We start from the raw sequence: 22705 nt of genomic DNA, 5'->3' as shown, positions 1-22705 counted from the left end.
AAAAATCAAAATAATTGCTGATCAGAGAACTGAAGGCATACTATCTCCCGAAAAATAATTGAAGGGAAATAGAATGCCTTTTTTGCTGTAAAAAGAGGGGGAAGCTCATGAAAAAGTTGATGTTATTGACAAGTTTGATTTTAGCCTTCGGTGTACTTGCTGGATGCAACTCGGAAAAAACGAAAGGGGACGGAACATCGAAGTCAGTAGAGCTTTTGAATGTGTCATATGATCCGACAAGGGAATTGTACCAGGAATTCAATGAAGCGTTCGTGAAGCACTGGAAAGAAGAATCAGGTCAGGATGTAACGATACAACAATCACATGGCGGATCTGGTAAACAGGGCAGGGCTGTCATTGACGGATTGGAGGCGGATGTCGTTACATTGGCATTGGCTTATGATATTGATGCCATTTATGAAGCTAGTAACCTATTAGCGAAGGATTGGCAAAAACGTTTACCTGAGAACTCGACACCATATACATCAACGATTGTGTTTTTGGTGAAAAAGGATAACCCTAAAGGCATTAAAGATTGGGATGATCTGATTAAAAAGGATGTATCCGTCATTACGCCAAACCCAAAGACAAGCGGAGGGGCAAGGTGGAATTACCTGGCTGCCTGGGCTTATGCGGAGAAAAATTTCGATAATAACGAAACAAAAGTGAAGGATTTCATGAAAAAACTTTATCAGAATGTTGAAGTCCTGGATTCAGGGGCCCGCGGTGCAACGACCACTTTTGTGGAAAGGGGAATCGGTGACGTACTGATCGCTTGGGAGAATGAAGCTTATTTAACACTGGAAGAATTTGGTGATGACAAATATGAAATCGTCAACCCTTCAATCAGTATATTAGCAGAGCCACCGGTAGCTGTTGTCGATGAAGTGGTCGAGAAAAAAGGAACAAAGGAAGTGGCCGAGGCCTACCTGAAATATCTGTATACGGATGCCGGTCAGGAAATTGCCGCGAAAAACTTCTATCGTCCAAGGGATGGGAAGGTCCTCGCTGAATATGGAGACCAATTTGCCAATATCGATATGGTGACTGTTGATGATACATTTGGCGGTTGGAAAAAAGCCCAGGAAACACATTTTAATGATGGCGGCACATTTGACGAGATTTACCAACAGCAGTAAGCATGAAGGAGAAGGTGTGGCTTTAACATCTTCTCCTTCATAAATCAGAAAAAGGGTTGAGGCGAAGCGATGAATATAGTGACTGAAGGTAAACAGACGAAAAAGAGGACCATACCCGGTTTTGGATTGACGATGGGTTTTACGCTGCTGTATCTCACCATCATCGTTTTGATCCCGTTATCGATGGTTTTTCTAAACACATTTTCAATGGGGTTCCCGGATTTTTGGGCGACCATAACTGAACCGAGGGTTCTCGCTTCTTATAAATTGAGTTTCTTGACAGCGTTAACTGCGGCCTTTGTTAACGCAGTTTTTGGTGTATTGATTGCCTGGGTGCTTACTCGTTATGAGTTTCCCGGCAAAAGGATCATCGATGGACTGGTTGATTTGCCTTTTGCCCTCCCGACTGCCGTTGCAGGAATCACGTTGACCACCTTGTATTCACCTAACGGATGGATCGGGCAATTTTTCAGCTTTAAAGTCGCTTTCACTCCCGCAGGGATCATCATCGCCCTTATATTTATCGGTCTGCCATTCGTGGTGCGGATGGTTCAACCGGTGCTTGAAAATATCGAAAAAGGGATGGAAGAAGCATCTGCCTCTTTAGGGGCGAATCGAATGCAGACATTCATTAAAATCATCTTCCCGGAATTGATTCCAGCGATATTGACGGGTTTTGCCCTTTCTTTTGCGAGGGCACTTGGAGAGTATGGATCCGTTGTCTTCATTGCCGGAAATATGCCATTTAAAACGGAAATTTCCCCGCTGATCATCATGACAAAGCTTGAACAGTATGATTATGAAGGTGCAACAGCTGTTGCAGCCGTCATGCTCATTATTACATTTTTAATTTTGTTGACCATCAATATCTTACAATGGTGGACCGGCAAAAGATATTCAGGGAAGTAGGGGGGATATGATGGAACATGATCATTCAGTGGTTGCAAAAGCGAATCACCCAGTCATTATTACGAGAAACGCAACTAAAGAGCCTAAATCCATACAGTGGATCCTCATTTCCATTGTATTGCTATTTCTCACTTTGTTTTTAGTAGTCCCATTAATCGCAATCTTTGTAAAAGCCTTTGAAAAAGGTGCCGAAGCTTATTTTGCGGCCATCGCCCATCCTGATGCCGTGGCTGCGATTAAGTTAACATTGATCGTTGTCCTCATCACCTTGCCGCTCAATGCCATATTTGGAGTGGTTGCTGCGTGGACGATAACAAAATATGATTTCAAGGGAAAAAACTTCTTAATAACATTGATAGATTTGCCTTTTTCCGTTTCACCGGTCATTGCGGGGTTGATTTTTGTCCTTCTGTTCGGCTTACATGGAACACTTGGTCCACTGCTGCAATCACTTGACATTAAAGTGATCTTTTCAATACCAGGGATTGTCATCGCCTCCATTTTCATTACCTTCCCATTCATTGCGCGCGAATTGATCCCGCTCATGCAAAGTCAGGGGACGTCTGAAGAAGAGGCCTCACTCACGCTGGGTGCGGGAGGGTTCAAGACATTTTGGTATGTGACGCTTCCCAATATAAAATGGGGACTTTTATATGGAATCATCCTTTGTAATGCCAGAATAATTGGGGAGTTTGGAGCTGTATCGGTCGTATCAGGCCATATACGGGGCATGACCAATACGATGCCGCTTCATATTGAAATCTTATATAATGAATATCAATTTTCGGCCGCTTTTGCGGTTGCATCCCTGATGTCCATCTTTGCAATCATAACGTTGATCATTAAAAGCTTCATAGAATGGAAAACGGACTTTAAATCGACCAAAGCAAGGTAGGAGGAATGAAATGAGTATCATCATTGAAAATGTTACAAAATATTACGGGTCCTATCAAGCACTCCAAAACATCGATCTGGAAATAAAGAGCGGTGAACTCGTAGCCCTGCTTGGCCCTTCCGGATCGGGAAAAACGTCATTACTGCGTATCATCGCAGGCCTTGAACAGGCTGAGAACGGAAAAATCCTTTTTAATGAAGAGAATTACACGCATAAGCATGTAAAAGATCGAAATGTGGGTTTCGTCTTTCAGCATTATGCCCTTTTTCGTAATATGACCATTTTTGATAATATCGCCTATGGATTAAAGGTTCGCCCAAGAAAAACAAGGCCCAGTAAAGAAGTTATCGAACAAAAGGTTACCGAATTGCTTCAACTCGTCAAGCTGGAAGGATATAAAGATCGTTATCCATCGCAATTATCAGGCGGCCAGCGCCAGCGTGTCGCATTGGCAAGGGCACTTGCCGTTGAACCGAATATCCTCTTGCTTGATGAACCATTCGGGGCATTGGATGCCAAGGTGCGCAAAGAACTTCGTCGTTGGCTAAGAAGACTTCATGATGAATTCAATGTTACGAGCGTGTTCGTGACTCATGATCAAGAAGAGGCGATGGATGTTGCTGATCGGGTCGTAATCATGAATGAAGGGAAAATTGAACAGATTGGAACCCCGGAAGAAGTATATGATCACCCTGAAAATCCCTTTGTTTATGATTTTCTAGGCAGTGTCAATCTATTCAAGGGCAACGTGCATAAAGGGAAATTGGTTACTGGCAATGTAGAAATGAATGCCCCGGGCAGTGAAGATGGAGCGGGCACTGGTTATGTAAGGGCCCATAACTTTATCATAGAAAGAGAACCAGCGGAAAAGGATTCGATCGCATCCATAGTTGACCACATCCATACAATTGGCCCCATCGTCCGGATAGAAGTCATTCGTCAGGATACAAACGAACCGCTGGAAATCGAACTGACGAAGGAACAATATTTGAATCTGGAAATAAGCAGAGGGGAAAGGGTATTCGTCCGACCGAAAGAATTGAAAGTTTTTGTCGACTTTATGGCTGGAATTTAAGTGTGGGTCGAATTTTGACGAAAAAACCGCTGAAAGCGGTTTTTTTTAATAGACTGTCAGTAAACCTTCCTCCAAGATTGGTAAATGAGCTGAAATCTGTTCCAAAAGGGCTACCGTGCCTTCACAGGTGGTGAGTTTTTGCCTGCCAATAGTCCATGGTCCCTTGGTGCTAAACACTAGATAGAAAGTCTAGCATCAAAATGTGAAGGTGATTATGTAAGATATTGGATGTTTTATCACGTGAAAAAGTCGAATCTTTATGTTTAATGTTAAAATTGAAATATAATTGTAATATTGTTATTACGTATTTGACAAAATCTGATGATATACTACGACTTAGATGAAAACATAGTAGAGTTTAAGAAATGTATTTAATATTATCTCAACCTTAGAAGATTACATAAAGAGTAAAAAAAATAGAGAAGAGTTCCCAGCAAATTGTTTTGACTAATCATTTTTCATAGAGAAAAAGAAGTGGGTCGATGGAAATGCAAGGGGAGGAAAGCAGGGGAAATGAGTTTGAAGAAAAAACTTATCGTATTGAACACGACAATTATGCTTGGATTAGGAAGCGCTTTTGCCATACCGTCTGTAAAAGCTGAATCTATCACGGATATTCAATCGCAACGTACTGGAATACAATCAGATATTTCAGAGGCAGAACAAGTTATTCAGCAATTGAAAAAAGAACAATCGAAAATGAATGCCCAAATTGCCCAGATCGAATCGGCAATGAAAGAAAACGACCAAAAAATCAAAGATACTAAACAAGAAATTAATGACACCGAAAAAGACATAGAATCTTTAAAGAAAGAAATTAAAGCGTTGGAAGAAAGAATCGCAAAACGCGAGGAAGTCTTGAAAGAGCGCGCACTTTCTTTCCAAGAGAGCGGCGGGGACGTTGAGTACCTGGAAGTTGTTTTAGGTTCTAAAAGCTTTGGTGAATTCGTTAATCGTGTTGGGGCGGTAGCTACTATCGTGGAAGCTGACCAACAGATTCTTAGCGAGCAGGAAGCGGATAAAGCTGACTTAGAGAAAAAACAAGCGACAGTTGAGAAGAAATTGCAAAGCCTTAAGGATATGGAAGTAGAGCTTAAAGGCATGCAATCTCAAATTGAAGATCAAAAAGCTGAAACTGTCAACATGAAGGCTAAGATCGAAAAGAAAGAATCGGAAACAGAAGCGCTTAAACAATCTTTAGAGAATAAAGATGCTGGTCTAGAAGCACAAATAGCTTCCATTCGTGAAAATATCAAAAAAGAGGAAGAACGTAAAGCATCGGAAAAAGCAGATCTTGACCGTGCTGCTGAAGAAGTGAATTCTTCAAATGCTTCCAGTGAAGGATCTTCAAGTTCTTCTAGCGAAGAATCATCAAGTTCGTCTAAAGGAGAGGCTTCTGTAAAAAGTTCTTCTAAAGCTGAATCATCTTCAAATTCATCTAAAAACAGTTCTGATAAACCTGCGGTAGCTAGTAAGCCTGCAGCCAGTAAAACCGTAACATCTAGCAAGCCAAGCAGTGCAAATACAGGCTCTGCCATTACTGCAGGTTATAAATATATCGGTAACTCCACATATAAATTTGGTGGCGGAAGATCGGCATCCGATATTGCTAACGGTCTTTTCGATTGCTCAGCATTCGTTGCATGGGCTTATAAACAAGCTGGTGTGAACCTTCCAGCCAGTACGGATGCATTGAAAAATGCGGGACGTCAAGTATCTGATAGTCAAAAACAACCTGGAGATTTAGTATTTTTCAATACCTATAAAACGGATGGGCATGTCGGAATTTATGTCGGCGGCGGCAAGTTTATCGGTTCCCAAAGTTCAACAGGTGTTGCGATTGCCAATATGGATAGTGGATATTGGGCAGGTGTATACAACGGCCGTGTCGTTCGTGTAAACTAATAGTTCAAAAATAAGCAGGGGAGAAAATGCCCCTGCTTATTTTTTTTGAAAAAAAGTCAAAAAAAATGAAACTTATTTTGATATTCAACGTAAATACTATAAGATAAAATAAGGATAGGTGATGTGGACTTTCAGTAATCTGGGTAAAGATATAATGAAACAACATTCCATACTATTAAACGGAGGCAAAAAACATGATGAAAAAATTTATGGCTGCATTACTTACAATTACACTAGCATTCTCGCCAGTCGGCACTTATGTATTCCAGGATCATACGGAGTCAGTCGATGCAAGGGGTTACAAGTCCGGAAAAAGAAGCTTTAACAGCAACAACAATAATAATTCGAATTTCCAAAATAAACAAACGAAGAAATCCGATGCCACTACTGCCAATAAAGCCAAGAGTGGAAACACATTCGCAAAAGGCGGCTTAATGAAAGGACTTATGCTAGGAGGATTGGCAGGTTTACTTTTTGGTAGCCTATTTGCCAATATGGGAGCCCTTGGTTCTATACTTGGTCTATTAATCAACGTGATGGCGGTTGTAGTATTAATCGTTGTAATCCGTAAAATATTCACATATTTCAAAGATAAGAAGAAGAAAGAAGATCCAAACCCATGGAGAGGCTAAAGATTTCCGAACAAGATATCATCAATGCGGTTTGTGTTTACATTGCCCGTAAAAAGCAGGTACAACCTAATGAGGTGGAAGTGGAATTAATGTATGATGATGATTATGGCTTTTCGGCGGAAGCGTTTGTCGATGGCCGGAAACAAGTGTTAATCACCATCAACTTGATAGAAGCGCTTCGTCTATGGCTGGATGAATATATGAATAAAGATCCATACTCAGGTATTGAACTTGTTTTGGATGATGATGAAGGTATAGTGGCTTTGGTAAGTGAAAGTAATAGATGAGTAAAAAAGGATGCCGTAACGGCATCCTTTTTTTATTTAAAAAGCTACAAGTCGTCAGGGAGAAGGAAAAGGATAAAAAGAAAATAGAAAAATAGCAAAGTAAATTAAGCAAAATCCTCGATTATACATACTATTTCAAACTTAGAAAGAGTAAGGACGAAATATATTTTCCATTTGTTGCAATAAATGGTCCGTGGAAGTAGGATGGATATATGTTCAAGTCAAAGGAGGAGAAAAAGTGAAAGGGTATATAGAAGATATCACTTTTTTAAATGAAAAGGCCATAAAGTTCGGCAATGAAAAAGTGGAAGCGATCCTTGTACCATCTTTAGGAAGCAATCTGCTTTCATTGAAATACAAGCATAAGGATATTGAGTTGCTGCGAACTCCGGATAGTGTGGAGGAGTATAAAAAAGCTTCCATTTTATACGGAATGCCAATCCTGTTTCCTCCTAATCGAATAGAAGATGGTCAATTTACATATAAGGGGACTTCGTATAAGTTTCCAATCAATGAAATAGAAAAATCCAATCATATTCATGGGTTTTTGCATGACATGCCGTGGAAAGTCCGCAAAAAGGAAGTGAACGGGAAAGAAATCGTGATTAATACTGAATTCTCAAGCAGTGATTTTGATCTGAAAGGTAGCTTTCCACAAGATATCACTGTGAATATGTCTTTATCTTTAAGGGATGAAACATTGGAAATACAATTGGAAATCACCAACAAGGGCATTGAACCATTTCCGTGGGGAGCAGGTTATCATACTGTATTCAATTTTCCATTTGGACCAGTGAGTAAATGGGAGGATTGCAGAATATCTCTTCCCGTCAATAAACATTGGGAGTTGAATGAAAGATCATTGCCCACAGGTGCAATTCGTGAAACGGCCAATACATTGGAAATCCAAAACGGTATTAGCTTGGACGGCCGGCAATTTGATGACTTATTTGGCTATGATAAGGAAAGAAATCCGGAAAACGAGTGCATTCTCACTGATCAAGAGGCTGGCATACAAGTCATCTATCAAGGCGATCAACATTTTAAGTTTTGGGTATTGTTCAATCAGGAAGGGTTCGTCTGTCCTGAACCATATACTTGGGTAACGAATGCTCCTAATTTGGATTTGCCTGCAAAATTGACTGGATTGAGGGAGTTATGCTCAGGGGAAACGGTACAGCTGAAAACCAGATTGATTGTGAAAGATATATAAAAAACACCTAGGCATTTAAAAATGCCTAGGTGTTTAAGGTTATGCTTTTTTTCTCATCCAGAGTGGGTATAGGATGATTCCGAATACATATAAGGCAATGCCTAGTATGAATGTATTCATATCCGCTGTACCTGTCTTGATGACCCAGATCGAGTAGATTAACGCCAAGATTGTAATAATGCCATCACGTACCCTTGAGCCTTTCATGATGTCATAGGTTTCCCCGGTCATCACAAGTTTCAATTGATACAGAACGGATGCAAGGTACGGGATCAAGTAAGCGAGTGTAGCGACGATCATCGAAAATTTATAAGCCTCCAAAATCGTACCTGAAATAGTGGAGAATAAGAATATCTGTGTCATGATATTTGTTATTGTCATAGAACGGACAGGTGTGCCATTTTTGTTTGCTTTCGCAAAATAGGCCGGGAACAAATCCGATTTCGCTGCCTGGTAAGGAACTTCCGAGGCAACGACAATCCAACCGATCGTCGATCCCAATAAGGAAATGACGGCTAGAGCAGCCATTATATACGTGCCGCTTGAACCAACTACTGCTTGTAGTGCGTCAACAAGCGGTTTTTGTGATATTTTCAACTCGTCTTGTGATATGGCACCCATCGTCAATAAAGTAATGCCGATATAAATGGCAACAGCGATTAGTAAACCAAGAATCGTCGCTTTCTTTACATCATTTTGTGACTTGGCACGGTTTGAAAGCATGACGGCAGCTTCGATACCGATGAAGGCCCATAATGTTGAAATGGCAGCAGCGTTCACTTGATCACCTAGGGAGATTGCAGTTCCCGCCTTATCATAAAATTCAGCTCCGTTTCCTAGATTGGAAGTATCGAAGATGAATATCGTGATAATGATGAAAAATAAGAATCCAAGCACTTTGGTAACTGTAGCAAAAAGATTCATTTTCCCGGCACTGTTAAAACTTCTTACCAAGATTGCCTGAATCCCCCAAAGGGCAACGGAACATACCGCAAACGTTAATGCTTTACCTAGTTCAAGTTGAAACGAACCCGCTGTATAAATCACTTTTGGACTATGCATCACAGGGAAAAACGTTGAAAGGTAACCAGCAAATGAAATGATGACAGAAGCTGTCGCAGCCCAATTCGCAGCCCAATACCCCCAAGCCATGCTATACCCTGAAACCCTTCCTTTAACAGGAGATTTAAATAAAGACTGAGCATAACTTTGAGGTCCAGCCTTCAAATCAGGTTTCCGGACTGCCAGGTTACCAAACACCAAAGCTATTAGAAAAACTCCTAGTCCAGTAACGATCCATGCCAATGTGGACCCTAACGGACTGGATACCTGTGCTAATTGAGCAGGGAGCATGAAAATTCCGCCGCCGACCATATTTCCAATTACGAAAGTGGTCAAAATCAATAAACCCCATTTTTTATTTACCATTTATATCGAACCTTTCTTATATACAAAGTGTGTGTTTATACCGACAACTTATACTAAAATAGTATATCTCAAATAGTTTAGTTTGGTAAAGTGGTAAATAAGTAAAATGTAAAAGGCGGACTAATCAGAAAATTTAAACACAGGATTGACAAAAGGATAAAATTGGATTATAGTAGTTAATACCAAGTTAGTTGGTAAGAATAATGTGGTTTGCCACATTAAATCGTATTTTTCTATATCATTTGCCATTCCCGAATATTGCCGATTAGTCAACTAAAGGCACCCTTACATCTAATCTGTTAGATGGCGGGTGCCTTTTATTTTTTATAGGGAAGGGAGGGAATATGGAGTTCCTATTAACTGGTTATTCTTATACGGAAAGTTAAGTGATGAGGATATGATAGGTAAACCAAGTTCCCAAGAAAACATTGAAAGTGGGAAGCGCACATGTGCTTGTCGTGCGAACCTTTTTTACATTAGGTGAAAACGAAGCTTTATTACCAGTAGTGAAGGGGAGATATTATGGAAAAGAAAGAAGAATTGAAAATCAGGCATATCATTTCAAGCTTGGAGGATCTGCAATATGGATCGGTTTTAATTACCGTACATGATGGTGAAATCACTCAAGTGGATACCACCGAGAAGAAACGATTCCCATTAGTGAAGGGCCGTGCCGTTAAAGCTAGATGAATGACAGGTATTAAGGGAGCCTTCAATATGAAGGCTCCTGTTTGTAGACTTATGGGGTTCGGAATCAGTTTAACTAAAATAACTGGATCAATACTTGGGCTTCCTACCTTCGAATACATATCTTTCACCAAATCATAAATGAAAGTGAAGTCAATGGAAGCCTGCATTTTACGAACCAAATGGTTCGCCTGCACCAGTTGATCTAAAGTAATCAATTCAAGTTGATCTCGTTGAATAGAATGATGTTTCGAAAGCATCCTCATCACCTCAAGTTTTAATAAATTTATTTTAAAACAAAAAAGATTGTAGGCAAAAGGAGTTCTATCTAAATTTTTAATAGTTGACTGGAGCGGGTGTGCGAGACTCCTGCGGGAATAGCGAGTCCAAGGGAGACCCCACAGGCGCAAGTGCGCCGAGGGCGGACCGTCCGCGGAAAGCGAGTGCCTATGTTCCAATCAACGTCCAAATTTGTACAAGCAAAAAAACTGTAGACTTCAAATATGAAGGCTATTTTTTTATACAAAAATTTATTCAATTTGGAATTTCTAATAAGATTGTACTGCTTTTAACATGGTAGAATAAGTTAGGGTATAAGGGAGTTTTTTATAGGGGTTTAAATGATATCTAAGGGAGGAACAGGGAGTAGATGACCTTACAAACTATAGAACATGATATCTTGGCATTAGTTGAAACATTTAATGGGAGAATCGCATATAAAATTGAAAATGGTCTTGGGGACACGATTGGATATCACGAGAATGAATCCTTTCAATCAGCGAGTTTGATCAAAATACCAATGATCATCGAAGGTTATCGTCAAAGTGAACAAAAGAAAATCTATTTGAACCAACCAGTGACCATCCCGCCTAGTGAAGTGACTGGGGGATCTGGGGTCCTGCATGTCTTATCGAATAAGGTATTTTTGACCGTAGAGGATTTACTGACATTGATGATAACTGTTTCCGACAATACATCCACGAATATGATGATGAACCTGTTGGGCTTTGAAGAAATCAATCAATGCATCAAGGAACTTGGTTTGAAAAATACTGTCCTTGAACGGAAAATGCAGGATTTTAAGGCATTAAAAGAAGGGCGCGACAATACCATTTCGGCAGAAGATACGATTACCTGCTTAAAGGCGATACATACAGGCAACTTTTTAACGAAAGAAAGCCGGGAAAAAATATTGCATGTATTTGACAATCAGCAATTAAGGGATAAACTTCCATCTCTGATGGGCAGAGGAGTCAAGGTCGCAAGCAAAACGGGCGGAATTCGGGGAGTTGCCCATGATTGTGCAATCATTCGGTCAGAAACACAAACTGTTTATGCTACAGTTCTTACTGAAGATATGAAATCAGAGGAAGAAAGCCGTCAAGTAATCAGTAAAATTGGAAAATTGATATATGATGATATGGTCGCAGAATAAACTGTCCGATTGAGAAGAGAGGGAAGTCTTTCATGATCTCCCTCTCTTCGATCTTAGTTATATAGGAGTTAATGGTAATGAAAGTTATATATGATAAGAAACTGAAGCGGGGAAAAAATTTGAAAAAGACGATGAAACTTTTTTGTGTAATATGTGTCATTGCGGTACTTGGGTATTTTGGATTTTTGCACATGAAAATTCAGGAAAGCATTCACCAGCAAATTCCGGAAAATGCCGATTACCTCATGATTCTTGGAGCAAGGGTCAAAGGTTCGGTTCCATCATTATCCTTACAATACCGGATTGATAAAGCTGCAGAATATTTATCGGCGAATAAACATACAGTGGTCATTGTATCTGGCGGCAAAGGACCGGGAGAAGATATATCGGAAGCAAAAGCAATGCAACAGGGGCTAATCGCCCAAGGAATTGAAGAAGCACGCATCATGATGGAAGACAAATCTACAACAACTCACGAAAATATCGTTTTCTCAAAAGAGCTCATTCCTGATACAGCAGCTTCAGGGTTGATCGTTAGCAATGACTTTCATATCTACCGGGCAGTCGAAATAGCAAAAAAAGAAGGCTTGGACATGAAGGGATTGCCGGCAAAGACACCAAAAGTGTCACTGTTGAAGTCATATACCCGTGAATATCTGGCAATTACCAAATACTATTTGACCGGGTTGATTGGGAGGTAACATCGAATTCTCCTAAAAGGTGGGGTGCTTTCATTATTCGACTTCCACGACAACATTAGGAACTTGCCAAAAATCTTTCTCTTGATATAGCTCCTTAAGTGTCTTATAAACGGGAAAACCGGTATAGGAAATCTCGACTCGTTCATCAGCATCCACTTCTTCCACATCTATATCATCAACAAAACCAAGTTGATCATCGATTTCCATTAAATAATACCCGAGTGCCTCATACCCGCTATAGGCTACAATGACCTTACTGTCAAAACCGCTATTAGAAACTTTGTAATATTTCATTGAGTGTCCTCCTTGTTGATAATTCTTTAAGTGAAAATCGTACTGTTTCTTATTACTCTGATATACCCATTAATTACTATCTGAATCATTAAATTGGATAAATAAAGAAATTAAGAAGGCAAAAAGAATGTGGCCATCTTTAAATTATCACTGGAAAATTTGCTATCTGCGTCAATTCATGTTAATCTAATAAAGAATTGTTTTTGGTTGTGGAAGAGGATACTCGTTATTTTCCAAATGATTAAAAATAGTAATACAATGTGTGTTATGCACTAGGAGGCAACAACAATGGAACAAGGTACAGTTAAATGGTTTAATGCAGAAAAAGGTTTTGGATTTATCGAACGCGAAAACGGAGACGATGTATTCGTACATTTCTCAGCTATCCAAAGCGAAGGCTTCAAATCTTTAGACGAAGGTCAAAAAGTAACTTTCGAAGTTGAGCAAGGTGCACGTGGAGCTCAAGCTGCTAACGTTCAAAAAGCTTAATTTTAAAATTAAATCGTAACCTATATGAACAGACTTCCTCGATGGGAGTCTGTTTTTTATTGTGCTATAAAATGAAAGCAAAAAAAAAAAATCCCACTCTGACTGAGTAGGTTTTTAGTGACTTGTCATTAAGCTTTTTTAAATTCTTCTTCAAAGAAAAAAGTAGTCGGATGTTCTTTAACAGTATAAGAATATCTCTTCATGTTTTTTACATATGCCCATTTATTAATGGTTACTGATTCATTAGTATCCTGAATGGTTACTGTTTCACCAGTATTATACTTATTGCTTTTCAATTTAGCCACCCTCTTTACTAATAGTATAACATATTTGGCAATGAAAGATGTGTTCAACATATTCCAATAATACATTGCGTATAAAAAACAGACTAAGCATATGGCAATGAGCCTAATAATTTTGAATGTTGTATAGAAAAAGTCAATGGGTCATGTTTTAGGATGAACAAGGAGTGGATGTCACAATATGGGATTAAGCGGGGGCAAGCCAAGTTATAGCGAATGAACTTACTCGAAAGCAAGGAGTCGATATTACTATGGGCTTGTCCCCCTTTTTGGGCATGAAAAAACAGCCACATGTTCCCAGGTACTGCAGAAATCACGTGGCTGAAGGTTTTCAAGTGATGGAAGGGGCTTAAAGCGGTTAATTAAAACGCCCAGTCCCCATTACGGAAGACAGGTTCTGAAGTGCCGTCCTGTTTGATGCCGTCGATGTTCATTTTCTCAGATCCAATCATGAAATCGACATGTGTAAGGCTTTCATTCAGTCCATTTTCTGCAAGTTCTTCTGGACCCATGTTTTTTCCGCCTTCAATACAGAAAGCATAGGAGCTGCCGATAGCGAGATGGTTTGATGCATTTTCATCAAATAATGTGTTGAAGAATAAAACATTCGATTGGGAAATGGGTGAGTTGAATGGAACAAGCGCGACTTCACCAAGGTAGTGTGAACCTTCATCCGTTTCAACCAATTGCTTTAGGATTTCTTCTCCTTCTTCTGCTTTTACTTCAATGATCCGTCCTTCTTTAAACGTCACGGAAAAATTATTGATGATGTTTCCGCCGTAACTAAGTGGTTTCGTACTGGAAACCGTACCGTTAACGCCTGTTTTCAATGGAACTGTAAACACTTCTTCGGTTGGCATATTAGCCATGAATTCATGCCCCTGTACGTTAACGCTTCCTGCCCCTACCCATAGATGTTTGTCGGGTAATTCGATTGTCAGGTCGGTTCCGGGAGCCGTATAATGCAATTTTTTGTAATGCTTATCATTTAAATAATCAACCTTTTCATGCAGGGTATCATCGTGTTTTTTCCAGGCTTCCACAGGATCTTTCACATCAACACGAACTGCTTTAAAAATGGCTTCCCATAGGAGGTCAACACGTTTTCCTTCTGCTTCTTCAGGGAATACTTTATCGGCCCAAGCCTTTGAAGGGACGGCAACTATGGACCAGCTCACTTTATCGGATTGCATATACTGACGCCACTTCTTCAGTGCTGTCCCGGATGCTTTTTGGTAGTTGGCAATCCTTTCAGGTTTTACACCTTTTAATAAGTCAGGGCTGGAGGAGATGACGGAAAGATAAGCAGCTCCGTTTTCTGCGAGTTCGATCGTTTCTTCTGCGCGCCACTTTGGATATTCGTGGAACACTTCATCTGGAGCCAATTCATATTTGGTACGTGAAACGATATCGTCATTCCAATTAACGATGACATTGCGCGCACCGTTCTCATATGCCTTTTTTACAATGAGACGCACAAGGTCAGCACCCTCTAATGTTGTGTTTACGACCAAGGTTTGATCTTGTTGGATGTTTACACCGACTTTTACGGCAAGTTCTGCATATTTTTCTAAATTCGTTTGAAAATCACTCATCATTTAAAACTCCTCTTTTCCATTTTCTACATTTTTAATTGTACTTTTTGTCATATAAAAAAGAAACTTTTTACATCGTTTGTGAAAACTACTCGTATACGAAGGAGTTCATTATAACCGGCAGGGAGCTGCTCCAGCAGCATTTTGTCTATCTTGCATTTTACCAAAACTAAAGAAGGAAAGACTATTGAAAAGGTTTGAATAGTTGAATAATTTGATGATTTGGTGCAGTGGATCAATGGACTGAAAGAAAGAGGGCCTCTTTGAGACCCTCTTTCTTAATAGTCAGTAAATCATTTACCCAAATTAATCCAGACACTTTTCACTTCAGAATAGTTGTCCAGTGCATAAGATCCCATTTCACGTCCGATTCCGGATTGTTTGTAGCCGCCGAACGGAGAAGCTGCGTCGAACGCGTTATAACAGTTCACCCATACGGTACCGGCACGGAGTTTTCCTGCAACATAATGGGCATTGGCTATATCGCTTGTCCATAAGCCGGCAGCCAAACCATATTCACTGGCATTTGCACGGTTAATGACATCATCTAAATCCTCGAATGGCATTGCCGCTATGACCGGTCCGAAAATCTCTTCTTTAGCAATCGTCATATCCTCTTCAACACCAGCGAATATAGTAGGAGAAACAAAGTAGCCCTGTTCACCCGGTTTATTTCCGCCGACAAGAACTTCCGCACCCTCGTTTTTCCCTTTTTCAATATAGCCCATTACCCGATTTTGCTGCTCCTCGGAAACAAGCGGCCCAATTTGGGTACTTGGATCCAGGCCTATCCCTTGTTTGATGTTTTTTGCATGGCTAGCCATATCGGCAACAACATTATCATAATGTTTCTTTTGGATATAAACCCTTGAACCGGCACAGCATACCTGGCCTTGGTTAAACATGACCCCATTCAAAGCTCCAGGGATGGCTTTTGAGAAATCCGCATCAGGCAGGATGATGTTTGGCGATTTTCCTCCAAGTTCCAATGTGACCCGTTTCAATGAATATGAAGCGGAACGCATGATCAATTTTCCAACTTCGGTCGAGCCGGTAAATGCGATTTTATTTACTTGCGGGTGGTCGACTAGCGCTTGTCCAGCCGTTTCACCAAAACCTGGAACGATATTGACGACCCCATCAGGGAAACCGGCTTCAGCCAATAATTCAGCCAGGTAAAGAGCGGAAAGAGGTGTTTGCTCAGCGGGCTTTAATATGACCGTACAACCTGTAGCAAGTGCCGCTCCCAGTTTCCACATCGCCATAAGAAGCGGAAAGTTCCATGGGATGATTTGGCCGACAACACCAACAGCCTCGTGTTTCGTGTAGTTAAAGTAATTTCCGCTTACCGGGATGGTCTGTCCAACAATCTTGGTGGACCAGCCAGCAAAATATCTCATATGTTCAATTGCTAAAGGAATGTCGGCATTTGTAGTTTCACTGATTGGTTTCCCATTATCCAACGTTTCCAATTGAGCAAGTTCAGTTTTATTTTCTTCCATTAAATCGGCTAGTTTATACATCAGTCTACTGCGTGCAGCTGCGCTCATTCTTGACCAAGGACCTTCATCGAATGCTTTGCGTGCAGCTTTGACGGCTAAGTCGATATCTTCTTTATCAGCTTCATAAACATCGGCAAGTTTTTGTCCTGTAGCAGGATTAGGAGTGGAGAAGGTTTTTTTTGAAGCACTTTCTACAAACTGACCATTAATATAGAGCTTTTTTGGTCCTGTTAAAAATTTTTGCAGCTTTCCACTTACTTCTAACGTTAGATTTGTCATTAATTACCCTCCTGAATAAAATGTTTATCTTGGGCAAAACATGATGACTTATTGTTAACGCTATGATTGCCAATTTTTATGATAAATGAAAAAAAGGGAATATTCAATCTATAACATTCGACAGAATATCCAAGATTTCTTCATCTATTAAAAAAATGTAGTATTATTTTGTCAAGACATGTGTAATTACTATAGCAAAAATGAAAGTTAATAGTTAAAATGAAAAAGGATAAAATAACAAGAAGGTCTAAAGTTCTTCAGGAGGAATATATGGGAAATAATGCGAAAATGATATCGCAGCGTAAGTTACTTGGTGTTGCGGGTCTTGGATGGATGTTCGATGCACTTGATGTCGGTATGCTTTCTTTCATCATTGTTGCATTAAAGCAGGATTGGAACTTAACCAGTGAGCAGGTTGGCTGGATTGGGAGCATAAACTCCATAGGAATGGCTGTTGGCGCCGTATTCTTTGGTGCGATGGCCGACAGGGTCGGACGAAAGAATGTCTTTATCATTACTTTATTATTGTTTTCGATCGCAAGTGGCCTGTCTGCAGCAGTCAGTACACTCAGCCTGTTCTTGATATTGCGTTTTTTGATTGGAATGGGACTTGGGGGAGAACTTCCGGTTGCCTCGACATTGGTCTCTGAAAGTGTTGAAGCGAGTAAAAGGGGAAGGGTTGTCGTCCTTCTTGAAAGCTTTTGGGCGGTTGGCTGGATTTTGGCAGCACTCATATCCTATTTCATCATACCGGCTTATGGTTGGCGGGTTGCATTATTATTGAGCGCAGCTCCTGCTTTATATGCGCTGTACCTGCGCTTGAAACTGCCGGATTCACCAAAGTATACGGAACTTGAAAAAAAGCAAAGACCATCTGTATTAAGCAATATGAAAAGTGTCTGGAAAAAGGATTACTCCCGTCAGACCCTTGTATTGTGGATTCTATGGTTTTGCGTGGTCTTTTCCTATTATGGGATGTTTTTATGGCTGCCAAGTGTGATGGTCCTTAAAGGCTTCAGCATGATTCAAAGCTTTGAATATGTTTTGATCATGACTCTCGCACAGCTTCCGGGTTATTTTTCAGCTGCATGGCTGATAGAGAAGATGGGACGTAAATTCGTTTTGATCACATACTTAATTGGGACGGCCGTCAGTGCCTTTTTCTTTGGATCGGCAGAGGGGCTGGCACTGCTGATAGTTTCCGGAATGTTCCTCTCTTTCTTCAACCTGGGGGCATGGGGTGCACTTTATGCGTACACACCTGAACAGTATCCAACATCAGTTCGCGGTACAGGGGCTGGGTTAGCTGCAGGGATCGGGAGGATTGGCGGTGTTCTTGGACCTTTGCTTGTTGGGTATTTAGTTGCCGCAGACACCCCGATTTCTTCGATTTTCACCATTTTTACAATTACTATTTTAGTGGGGGCAGTTGCCGTGGCTTTTGGGAAGGAAACAAAGAATACCGTTTTGACATAAACAAAGGATGGGGACTGCATGCAGTCCCCATCCTTTTGTTATTTAAAGTCTTTTATGATTTTTAAAAGGGATTCGGAGGCAGTCTTCGGATTATCTGCATTCATGATGGCCGATACGACTGCGGTACCTGATAGTCCGCTATCAGAAAGAGCGGAAATGTTATCGGCAGTGATACCCCCGATGGCTACTGCGGGAATGGATACGCCGCGGCAAATTTCCCCCAGATCCTCAAGTGCCATTAGGGTTGCATCTTGTTTGGTCTTGGTGGGGAAAACGGAACCGACTCCGATATAATCCGCTCCATTTCGTTCGGCTTCGAGTGCTTCTTCAAGAGTGGAGACAGATACACCGACAATCATATCTTCAGGAACCATTTTTTTGACGATAGGCAGTGGAAGGTCATCTTGCCCAATATGAATTCCGTCCGCTCCAACCGCAAGTGCTATATCCACCCGGTCATTGATGATAAGGGGAATGGAAAGCTCATTCAATAACTGTTTTAATGCAGATGCTTTTTCATAAAAGGAGAGGGAGGAATTGTTTTTCTCTCTAAGTTGTACGATCGAGACTCCTCCTGAAACCGATTGTGCAATGATTTTGGTCAATTCTTCTATTGCTATGGACTCTTCCGTAACTAAATACAGGCTTAAATCAATTTGGGACTTCTTCACTTATTTTCACCTCATGCATCCAGATTTCCTTATCCATTCTTGATATGGCATCGATTAATCGCACACGGAAAGTACCTGTTCCTTCATCCTTTTGAAGGGTTGCGGCTGCTAGTTCCCCTGAAATGCTCATTGTTGAGATACCGGCAATTGCTGCAGAATAGAAATCATCGGTGACTCCGGAAAAAGTTCCGATAAGAGCAGTGGACATGCAACCGGTACCTGTAACATTAGTTAAAAGGAGGTTCCCGTTATCGATGATGGACGTATGTTTTCCATCGCTGACCGCATCCTTAGCTCCGCTGACCACGATGATGCTATTCAATTCATTTGCCGCTCGTGAAGCCAGCTCTGCATTGCTAATCGCAAGTTCCCCCGAATCCACCCCGCGAGTAACGGTATCCCCACCCATCAATGACAGGATTTCACTCGCATTTCCGCGAATGATTTGGAAAGTAACCTTACTTAGGAGCTCTTTGACTTGCTCTGTACGATAGGAGGTGGCACCAACGCCCACCGGGTCCAAAATGACCGGGATGTCCAGGACATTTGCCGTTTTACCGGCAATCTCCATTGCTTCCAAGGCCTTATCATCGATCGTACCGAAATTCAGGACCAATGCATCTGCTAATTTGACCATATCCGCCACTTCTCTTGGGCTCGATGTCATTACTGGTGAACCTCCGATGGCAAGGGTGGCATTTGCACAGTCATTGACCGTAACAAAGTTGGTGATTTGGTGAACGAGTGGTTTCCTTTCTCTTACCTTCATAAATAAATCGGCTGAAGAAACCTTCATAATAAGTCACTCCTTTCTTTTTTTGAATATGAATGAAAATGATGGACAGGTCCATGACCTTTACCGATTGAAAAGCTATTGAGTATCGCTTCGGAAATATAGGTCTTGGCTTGTTCGATCGACACTTGCAATGGCAGTCCATTTGCCAGGTTAGATGTAATGGCGGATGATAGGGTACAGCCCGTACCATGAGTGTTTTTTGTATGAATGCGCTCTCCCTTGATCCAGTGGAAGTCAGTCCCATCATAAAAAAGATCATTTGGATTTCCTGCTGCATGGCCGCCTTTAAGTAAAACGGCTTTGGAACCCATTTCTTGTATCGAAATGCATGCCCTGTAGAAATCTTGTTTCGTCCGAATCGGGAAGCCAGTAAGTACTTCCGCTTCTGGTACATTGGGTGTTACAAGATTTGCAAGCGGAAGCAATTCCATTTTTAAGGCAGAGACGGCCTTTTCGTCGAGCAAATGGTGGCCGCTTTTGGAAATCATGACAGGGTCAAGGATAATGATGGCAGGCATGAAGGTTTTAAGGGACGCAGCGACCGTTTCCACGGTTTCTTTTGATCCAAGCATGCCTATTTTTACTGCATCGACAGGAATATCTTCAAAGATAGCTGCAATTTGATCCGATATGATAGCAGTTTCAATGGGCTGTACAGAACGGACTTCCATTGTGTTTTGGGCGGTTACGGCTGTGATGGCAGACATTCCAAATACACCATGTGCAGAAAATGTTTTTAAATCCGCTTGTATTCCAGCACCGCCCCCTGAATCAGAGCCTGCGATCGTTAATGCTGTTTTCATAAAAAAACCCCTTCATATAAGTATTTTTTAGCAATATTTTAAGTAATATGAAAGCTAAAATCGCACCTGCGAATGAACTGAACATAAAAGCCGGTAAAAAACCAAAAAGAGCAGCTTTTTCTCCCAATAGGAGGGTTGCAAGCGGATAACAGGCCAGGGAACCGAGAAAGCCGGTCCCGATCACTTCCCCTAAACAGGCGAATTTTAAGCTTTGTGTTTTTCGGTAAAGGATGGCGGCCAAAAGTGCACCAATCATGCTGCCGGGAAAGGCGAAAATTGAACCGGTACCAATCATGTTTCTAATGATGGAAACTAAAAAAGCTTGTGTCACCGCATATGCAGGCCCCAATAGAACCGCCGTCAGGACATTTGCCAGATGTTGAATAGGAAAGATTTTTGCAAATCCTGCAGGGATGAAAATAAATGAACTGGTAAGCGTCGTTAAAGCCGTGATCATGGCAGTCAATGTCAGTTTCTTGATAGGGTTCATCCTCATGTCAACCACCTACAGAGGCCAATCCTGCTCATTTTGAACCATGTCCCAGAATAAATATTCATATCGGGAAGTAACCAAAAAGTGCTTTTCTAATCTAAGAAGTTCCTTTTCAGGCATGCCTTCCGTCAATTCTTCCAACAAAGCGATCAGCCACTTGTGTGCTTCCCCGAATTCAGGAGATGAATAGGACCTTATCCAATCTGCGTAGCGATTGTTTTCCAGTGCTGCTCCATTTTGTTCTTTTAATAGCAAACCGATTTCGTAATAATCCCAAGCGCAGGGCAGGAGACAGGCGATCAAGTCTGCCAAAGTCCCATGCTGAGCTGCATTTAGCATGTAACCTGTATAGGCTAGAGTGGTTGGAGTAGGTTCTGTATTTTCCAATTCCTTGGAGCTGATCCCGAATTCGGAAGCATAATGCCGATGAATATCCATTTCCACTTGAAGGGTTTCATTTAAAATGCTCGCAAATTTTGCCATGGTTCCGATGTTATGGGCTTTGATGACACCTAAAGCAAAGAGCTTGGAATAATCCATGAGATAGACATAGTCCTGCTTCAGGTAATAGGCAAATTTCTTTTCAGGAAGTGTGCCGTTTCCAATTGCCTGGACAAAGGGATGTGAATGATTCCTTTTCCAAATCTCTTTTGCCCGTGCATGCAGTCTATCACTGAATGTTTCTAATTTTGTATTCTCCATTGTTCATCCTCCTATAGAATGGCTCCCTTTGCCTTTGTTAAATAAAAAACCCCGTTCCTGAATACGGAACGGGGTAGATGGATATAGTCTGTGAAATGGACGATATCATCCACTTCCCTCCGCCGGTATGAGCCGGTTCAGGTTCAAAGGGTCCGGAACTAATTCCATCTCAGTCTTAAAAAAGACTCCCCTAGTGGTGTGAATTGTATGTAATTACTGACATCATATCAGAAAGACAAGAAAATGCAACCCGTATTTGAAAGAGGAATCACTTTATGTCCAGGAAAAAAGGGAGAACCAGGTAATTGACTTTTGAAGATTATTAGGATAGAATCATTTCTACATCATTATATATTGAATTCTTATCCAGAGAGGTGGAGGGACTTGGCCCTATGAAACCTCGGCAGCGGACCCGTTTAGGGAACTGTGCTAAATCCAACAAGCATATGCTTGGAAGATAAGAAGAGCCGAACGGACACTGTCAGCCTCTTCTTAAATTAGAAGGGGCTTTTATTTTTGGGAAATAACGTTTAGTGACATACTAGAAAAGGTATATATAATTTGGTGAAATCAAACAAGTTGATAAAGTTTAGCTAACTAGAAGCAGGCACTAGGACGGAAAGGAGCCATTTACATGGCAGAATTATTTAAGAGGATTGAACAGAGGAAGGCAAAACTCATTGAAGAGCTATTGGCCAATGGAGTATACAAAACCTCTGATGAAAGGCACCTTTATGATGCCCCATTAAAAGTACTTGAAGATGAATATAAGATTGTTATAAATAGACCTAATAACGAGTCACCTTCTGAATGGATGACATAGTAATCGGAATACAATATTTGGATTTTTGGATAAGGGATATGATGTAAGCATTCGCAGTCTACACTAGTGGATGCTTTTTTGCGTTTATAAGAAAACGACACAAATTATACATAATTAAATAATAAAATAGGTGTTTTGTCACATTTGACCTATAAAATAACACATTTAATTTCT

General features: G+C 40.9%; 24 protein-coding genes, 1 pseudogene and 2 riboswitches. Of the genes and pseudogenes, 14 read left to right on the top strand and 11 right to left on the bottom strand.

Going from position 1 to position 22705, the window contains the following annotated elements:
• The first annotated feature begins 107 nt into the window (after positions 1-107).
• The 8 genes from AC3WLU_RS12335 (at position 108) to AC3WLU_RS12300 (ending at position 8055) form a co-directional block, all read left to right on the top strand.
• A complete protein-coding gene (locus tag AC3WLU_RS12335; protein ID WP_492597324.1) occupies positions 108-1139 on the top strand; it encodes a sulfate ABC transporter substrate-binding protein in 1032 nt (343 codons plus the stop codon).
• Positions 1140-1208: 69 nt separating this feature from the next.
• Positions 1209-2048 (top strand): sulfate ABC transporter permease subunit CysT, encoded by an 840-nt coding sequence (gene cysT / locus AC3WLU_RS12330; RefSeq protein ID WP_492597323.1) that lies wholly within the window; start codon positions 1209-1211, stop codon positions 2046-2048.
• Between the two features lie 10 nt (positions 2049-2058).
• On the top strand, positions 2059-2943 hold the full coding sequence (gene cysW / locus AC3WLU_RS12325; protein WP_095390066.1) for a sulfate ABC transporter permease subunit CysW: 885 nt from the start codon (positions 2059-2061) through the stop codon (positions 2941-2943).
• Between the two features lie 10 nt (positions 2944-2953).
• The gene (locus AC3WLU_RS12320; RefSeq protein ID WP_063577011.1) at positions 2954-4018 is read left to right on the top strand and encodes a sulfate/molybdate ABC transporter ATP-binding protein; all 1065 of its coding nucleotides are present in this window, start codon (positions 2954-2956) and stop codon (positions 4016-4018) included.
• 519 nt (positions 4019-4537) lie between these two features.
• Positions 4538-5923 (top strand): C40 family peptidase, encoded by a 1386-nt coding sequence (locus AC3WLU_RS12315; RefSeq protein ID WP_492597322.1) that lies wholly within the window; start codon positions 4538-4540, stop codon positions 5921-5923.
• Between the two features lie 197 nt (positions 5924-6120).
• Positions 6121-6555, top strand: a complete 435-nt coding sequence (locus AC3WLU_RS12310; protein WP_063577813.1) for a hypothetical protein — start codon at positions 6121-6123, stop codon at positions 6553-6555.
• The gene (locus AC3WLU_RS12305) at positions 6543-6842 is read left to right on the top strand and encodes a YxcD family protein (protein ID WP_034314323.1); all 300 of its coding nucleotides are present in this window, start codon (positions 6543-6545) and stop codon (positions 6840-6842) included. The genes AC3WLU_RS12310 and AC3WLU_RS12305 overlap by 13 nt, the downstream gene beginning before the upstream one ends.
• Positions 6843-7080: 238 nt before the next feature.
• Entirely contained in the window at positions 7081-8055 is a 975-nt protein-coding gene (locus tag AC3WLU_RS12300; protein WP_492597321.1) for an aldose 1-epimerase, read from the top strand.
• A 39-nt stretch (positions 8056-8094) separates the two neighbouring features.
• Here AC3WLU_RS12300 and AC3WLU_RS12295 read toward each other — a convergent pair whose 3' ends face one another.
• Entirely contained in the window at positions 8095-9483 is a 1389-nt protein-coding gene (locus AC3WLU_RS12295) for an amino acid permease (protein WP_034314319.1), read from the bottom strand.
• Between the two features lie 522 nt (positions 9484-10005).
• Between AC3WLU_RS12295 and AC3WLU_RS12290 the strand changes: the two genes are divergently transcribed.
• Positions 10006-10173 (top strand): YezD family protein, encoded by a 168-nt coding sequence (locus AC3WLU_RS12290; RefSeq protein WP_065311211.1) that lies wholly within the window; start codon positions 10006-10008, stop codon positions 10171-10173.
• Between the two features lie 65 nt (positions 10174-10238).
• Here the strand turns inward: AC3WLU_RS12290 and AC3WLU_RS12285 are convergent.
• A pseudogene (locus AC3WLU_RS12285) lies at positions 10239-10430 on the bottom strand (transposase); the annotation flags it as partial.
• Between the two features lie 389 nt (positions 10431-10819).
• On the opposite strand from AC3WLU_RS12285, the gene AC3WLU_RS12280 reads away from it, so the two are divergent.
• A complete protein-coding gene (locus AC3WLU_RS12280; protein WP_492597320.1) occupies positions 10820-11605 on the top strand; it encodes a serine hydrolase in 786 nt (261 codons plus the stop codon).
• 77 nt (positions 11606-11682) lie between these two features.
• A complete protein-coding gene (locus tag AC3WLU_RS12275; RefSeq protein WP_492597319.1) occupies positions 11683-12306 on the top strand; it encodes a YdcF family protein in 624 nt (207 codons plus the stop codon).
• A gap of 33 nt (positions 12307-12339) precedes the next feature.
• On the opposite strand, the gene AC3WLU_RS12270 is transcribed toward AC3WLU_RS12275, so the two are convergent.
• Positions 12340-12600 carry a hypothetical protein gene (locus AC3WLU_RS12270; RefSeq protein WP_283930219.1) on the bottom strand — a complete coding sequence of 87 codons (261 nt, stop codon included), beginning with the start codon at positions 12598-12600 and terminating at the stop codon, positions 12340-12342.
• Between the two features lie 288 nt (positions 12601-12888).
• Here AC3WLU_RS12270 and cspC point away from each other — a divergent pair, with 288 nt between their 5' ends.
• Positions 12889-13089, top strand: a complete 201-nt coding sequence (gene cspC, locus AC3WLU_RS12265; protein ID WP_034314312.1) for a cold shock protein CspC — start codon at positions 12889-12891, stop codon at positions 13087-13089.
• Positions 13090-13217: 128 nt separating this feature from the next.
• Here the strand turns inward: cspC and AC3WLU_RS12260 are convergent, their stop codons facing one another.
• The 3 genes from AC3WLU_RS12260 to AC3WLU_RS12250 all read right to left on the bottom strand — a co-directional run bounded on the left by AC3WLU_RS12260 (position 13218) and on the right by AC3WLU_RS12250 (position 16767).
• Entirely contained in the window at positions 13218-13385 is a 168-nt protein-coding gene (locus AC3WLU_RS12260) for a hypothetical protein (protein ID WP_164468809.1), read from the bottom strand.
• Between the two features lie 368 nt (positions 13386-13753).
• The gene (locus AC3WLU_RS12255) at positions 13754-14986 is read right to left on the bottom strand and encodes an aminopeptidase (protein ID WP_492597318.1); all 1233 of its coding nucleotides are present in this window, start codon (positions 14984-14986) and stop codon (positions 13754-13756) included.
• Positions 14987-15279: 293 nt separating this feature from the next.
• On the bottom strand, positions 15280-16767 hold the full coding sequence (locus AC3WLU_RS12250) for an aldehyde dehydrogenase family protein (protein WP_034314306.1): 1488 nt from the start codon (positions 16765-16767) through the stop codon (positions 15280-15282).
• A 270-nt stretch (positions 16768-17037) separates the two neighbouring features.
• Here AC3WLU_RS12250 and AC3WLU_RS12245 point away from each other — a divergent pair, with 270 nt between their 5' ends.
• Entirely contained in the window at positions 17038-18243 is a 1206-nt protein-coding gene (locus tag AC3WLU_RS12245) for an MFS transporter (protein ID WP_492597317.1), read from the top strand.
• Between the two features lie 38 nt (positions 18244-18281).
• Here the strand turns inward: AC3WLU_RS12245 and thiE are convergent, their stop codons facing one another.
• The 5 genes from thiE to tenA are packed head-to-tail and all read right to left on the bottom strand — an operon-like array spanning position 18282 to position 21708.
• Complete coding sequence (gene thiE, locus AC3WLU_RS12240) at positions 18282-18914, bottom strand: thiamine phosphate synthase (RefSeq protein WP_264640590.1); 633 nt, start codon at positions 18912-18914, stop codon at positions 18282-18284.
• Positions 18895-19710, bottom strand: coding sequence for a hydroxyethylthiazole kinase (gene thiM / locus AC3WLU_RS12235; RefSeq protein WP_487373031.1), 816 nt, complete (start codon positions 19708-19710; stop codon positions 18895-18897). The genes thiE and thiM overlap by 20 nt, the downstream gene beginning before the upstream one ends.
• Complete coding sequence (gene thiD / locus AC3WLU_RS12230) at positions 19707-20513, bottom strand: bifunctional hydroxymethylpyrimidine kinase/phosphomethylpyrimidine kinase (protein WP_492597316.1); 807 nt, start codon at positions 20511-20513, stop codon at positions 19707-19709. The genes thiM and thiD overlap by 4 nt, the downstream gene beginning before the upstream one ends.
• Positions 20482-21003 (bottom strand): energy coupling factor transporter S component ThiW, encoded by a 522-nt coding sequence (gene thiW / locus AC3WLU_RS12225; protein ID WP_063577812.1) that lies wholly within the window; start codon positions 21001-21003, stop codon positions 20482-20484. The genes thiD and thiW overlap by 32 nt, the downstream gene beginning before the upstream one ends.
• A 15-nt stretch (positions 21004-21018) precedes the next feature.
• Complete coding sequence (gene tenA / locus AC3WLU_RS12220; RefSeq protein WP_492597315.1) at positions 21019-21708, bottom strand: thiaminase II; 690 nt, start codon at positions 21706-21708, stop codon at positions 21019-21021.
• A gap of 97 nt (positions 21709-21805) precedes the next feature.
• A riboswitch (TPP riboswitch) is annotated at positions 21806-21910 on the bottom strand.
• Positions 21911-22067: 157 nt separating this feature from the next.
• A riboswitch (SAM riboswitch) is annotated at positions 22068-22172 on the top strand.
• A gap of 170 nt (positions 22173-22342) precedes the next feature.
• Between tenA and AC3WLU_RS12215 the strand changes: the two genes are divergently transcribed.
• Positions 22343-22531, top strand: coding sequence for a Fur-regulated basic protein FbpA (locus AC3WLU_RS12215; protein WP_034314291.1), 189 nt, complete (start codon positions 22343-22345; stop codon positions 22529-22531).
• Positions 22532-22705 lie beyond the last annotated feature (174 nt).

The organism is Peribacillus sp. FW305-BF15 (assembly GCF_058783805.1).
This window is presented reverse-complemented; position numbering and strand designations above follow the sequence as displayed.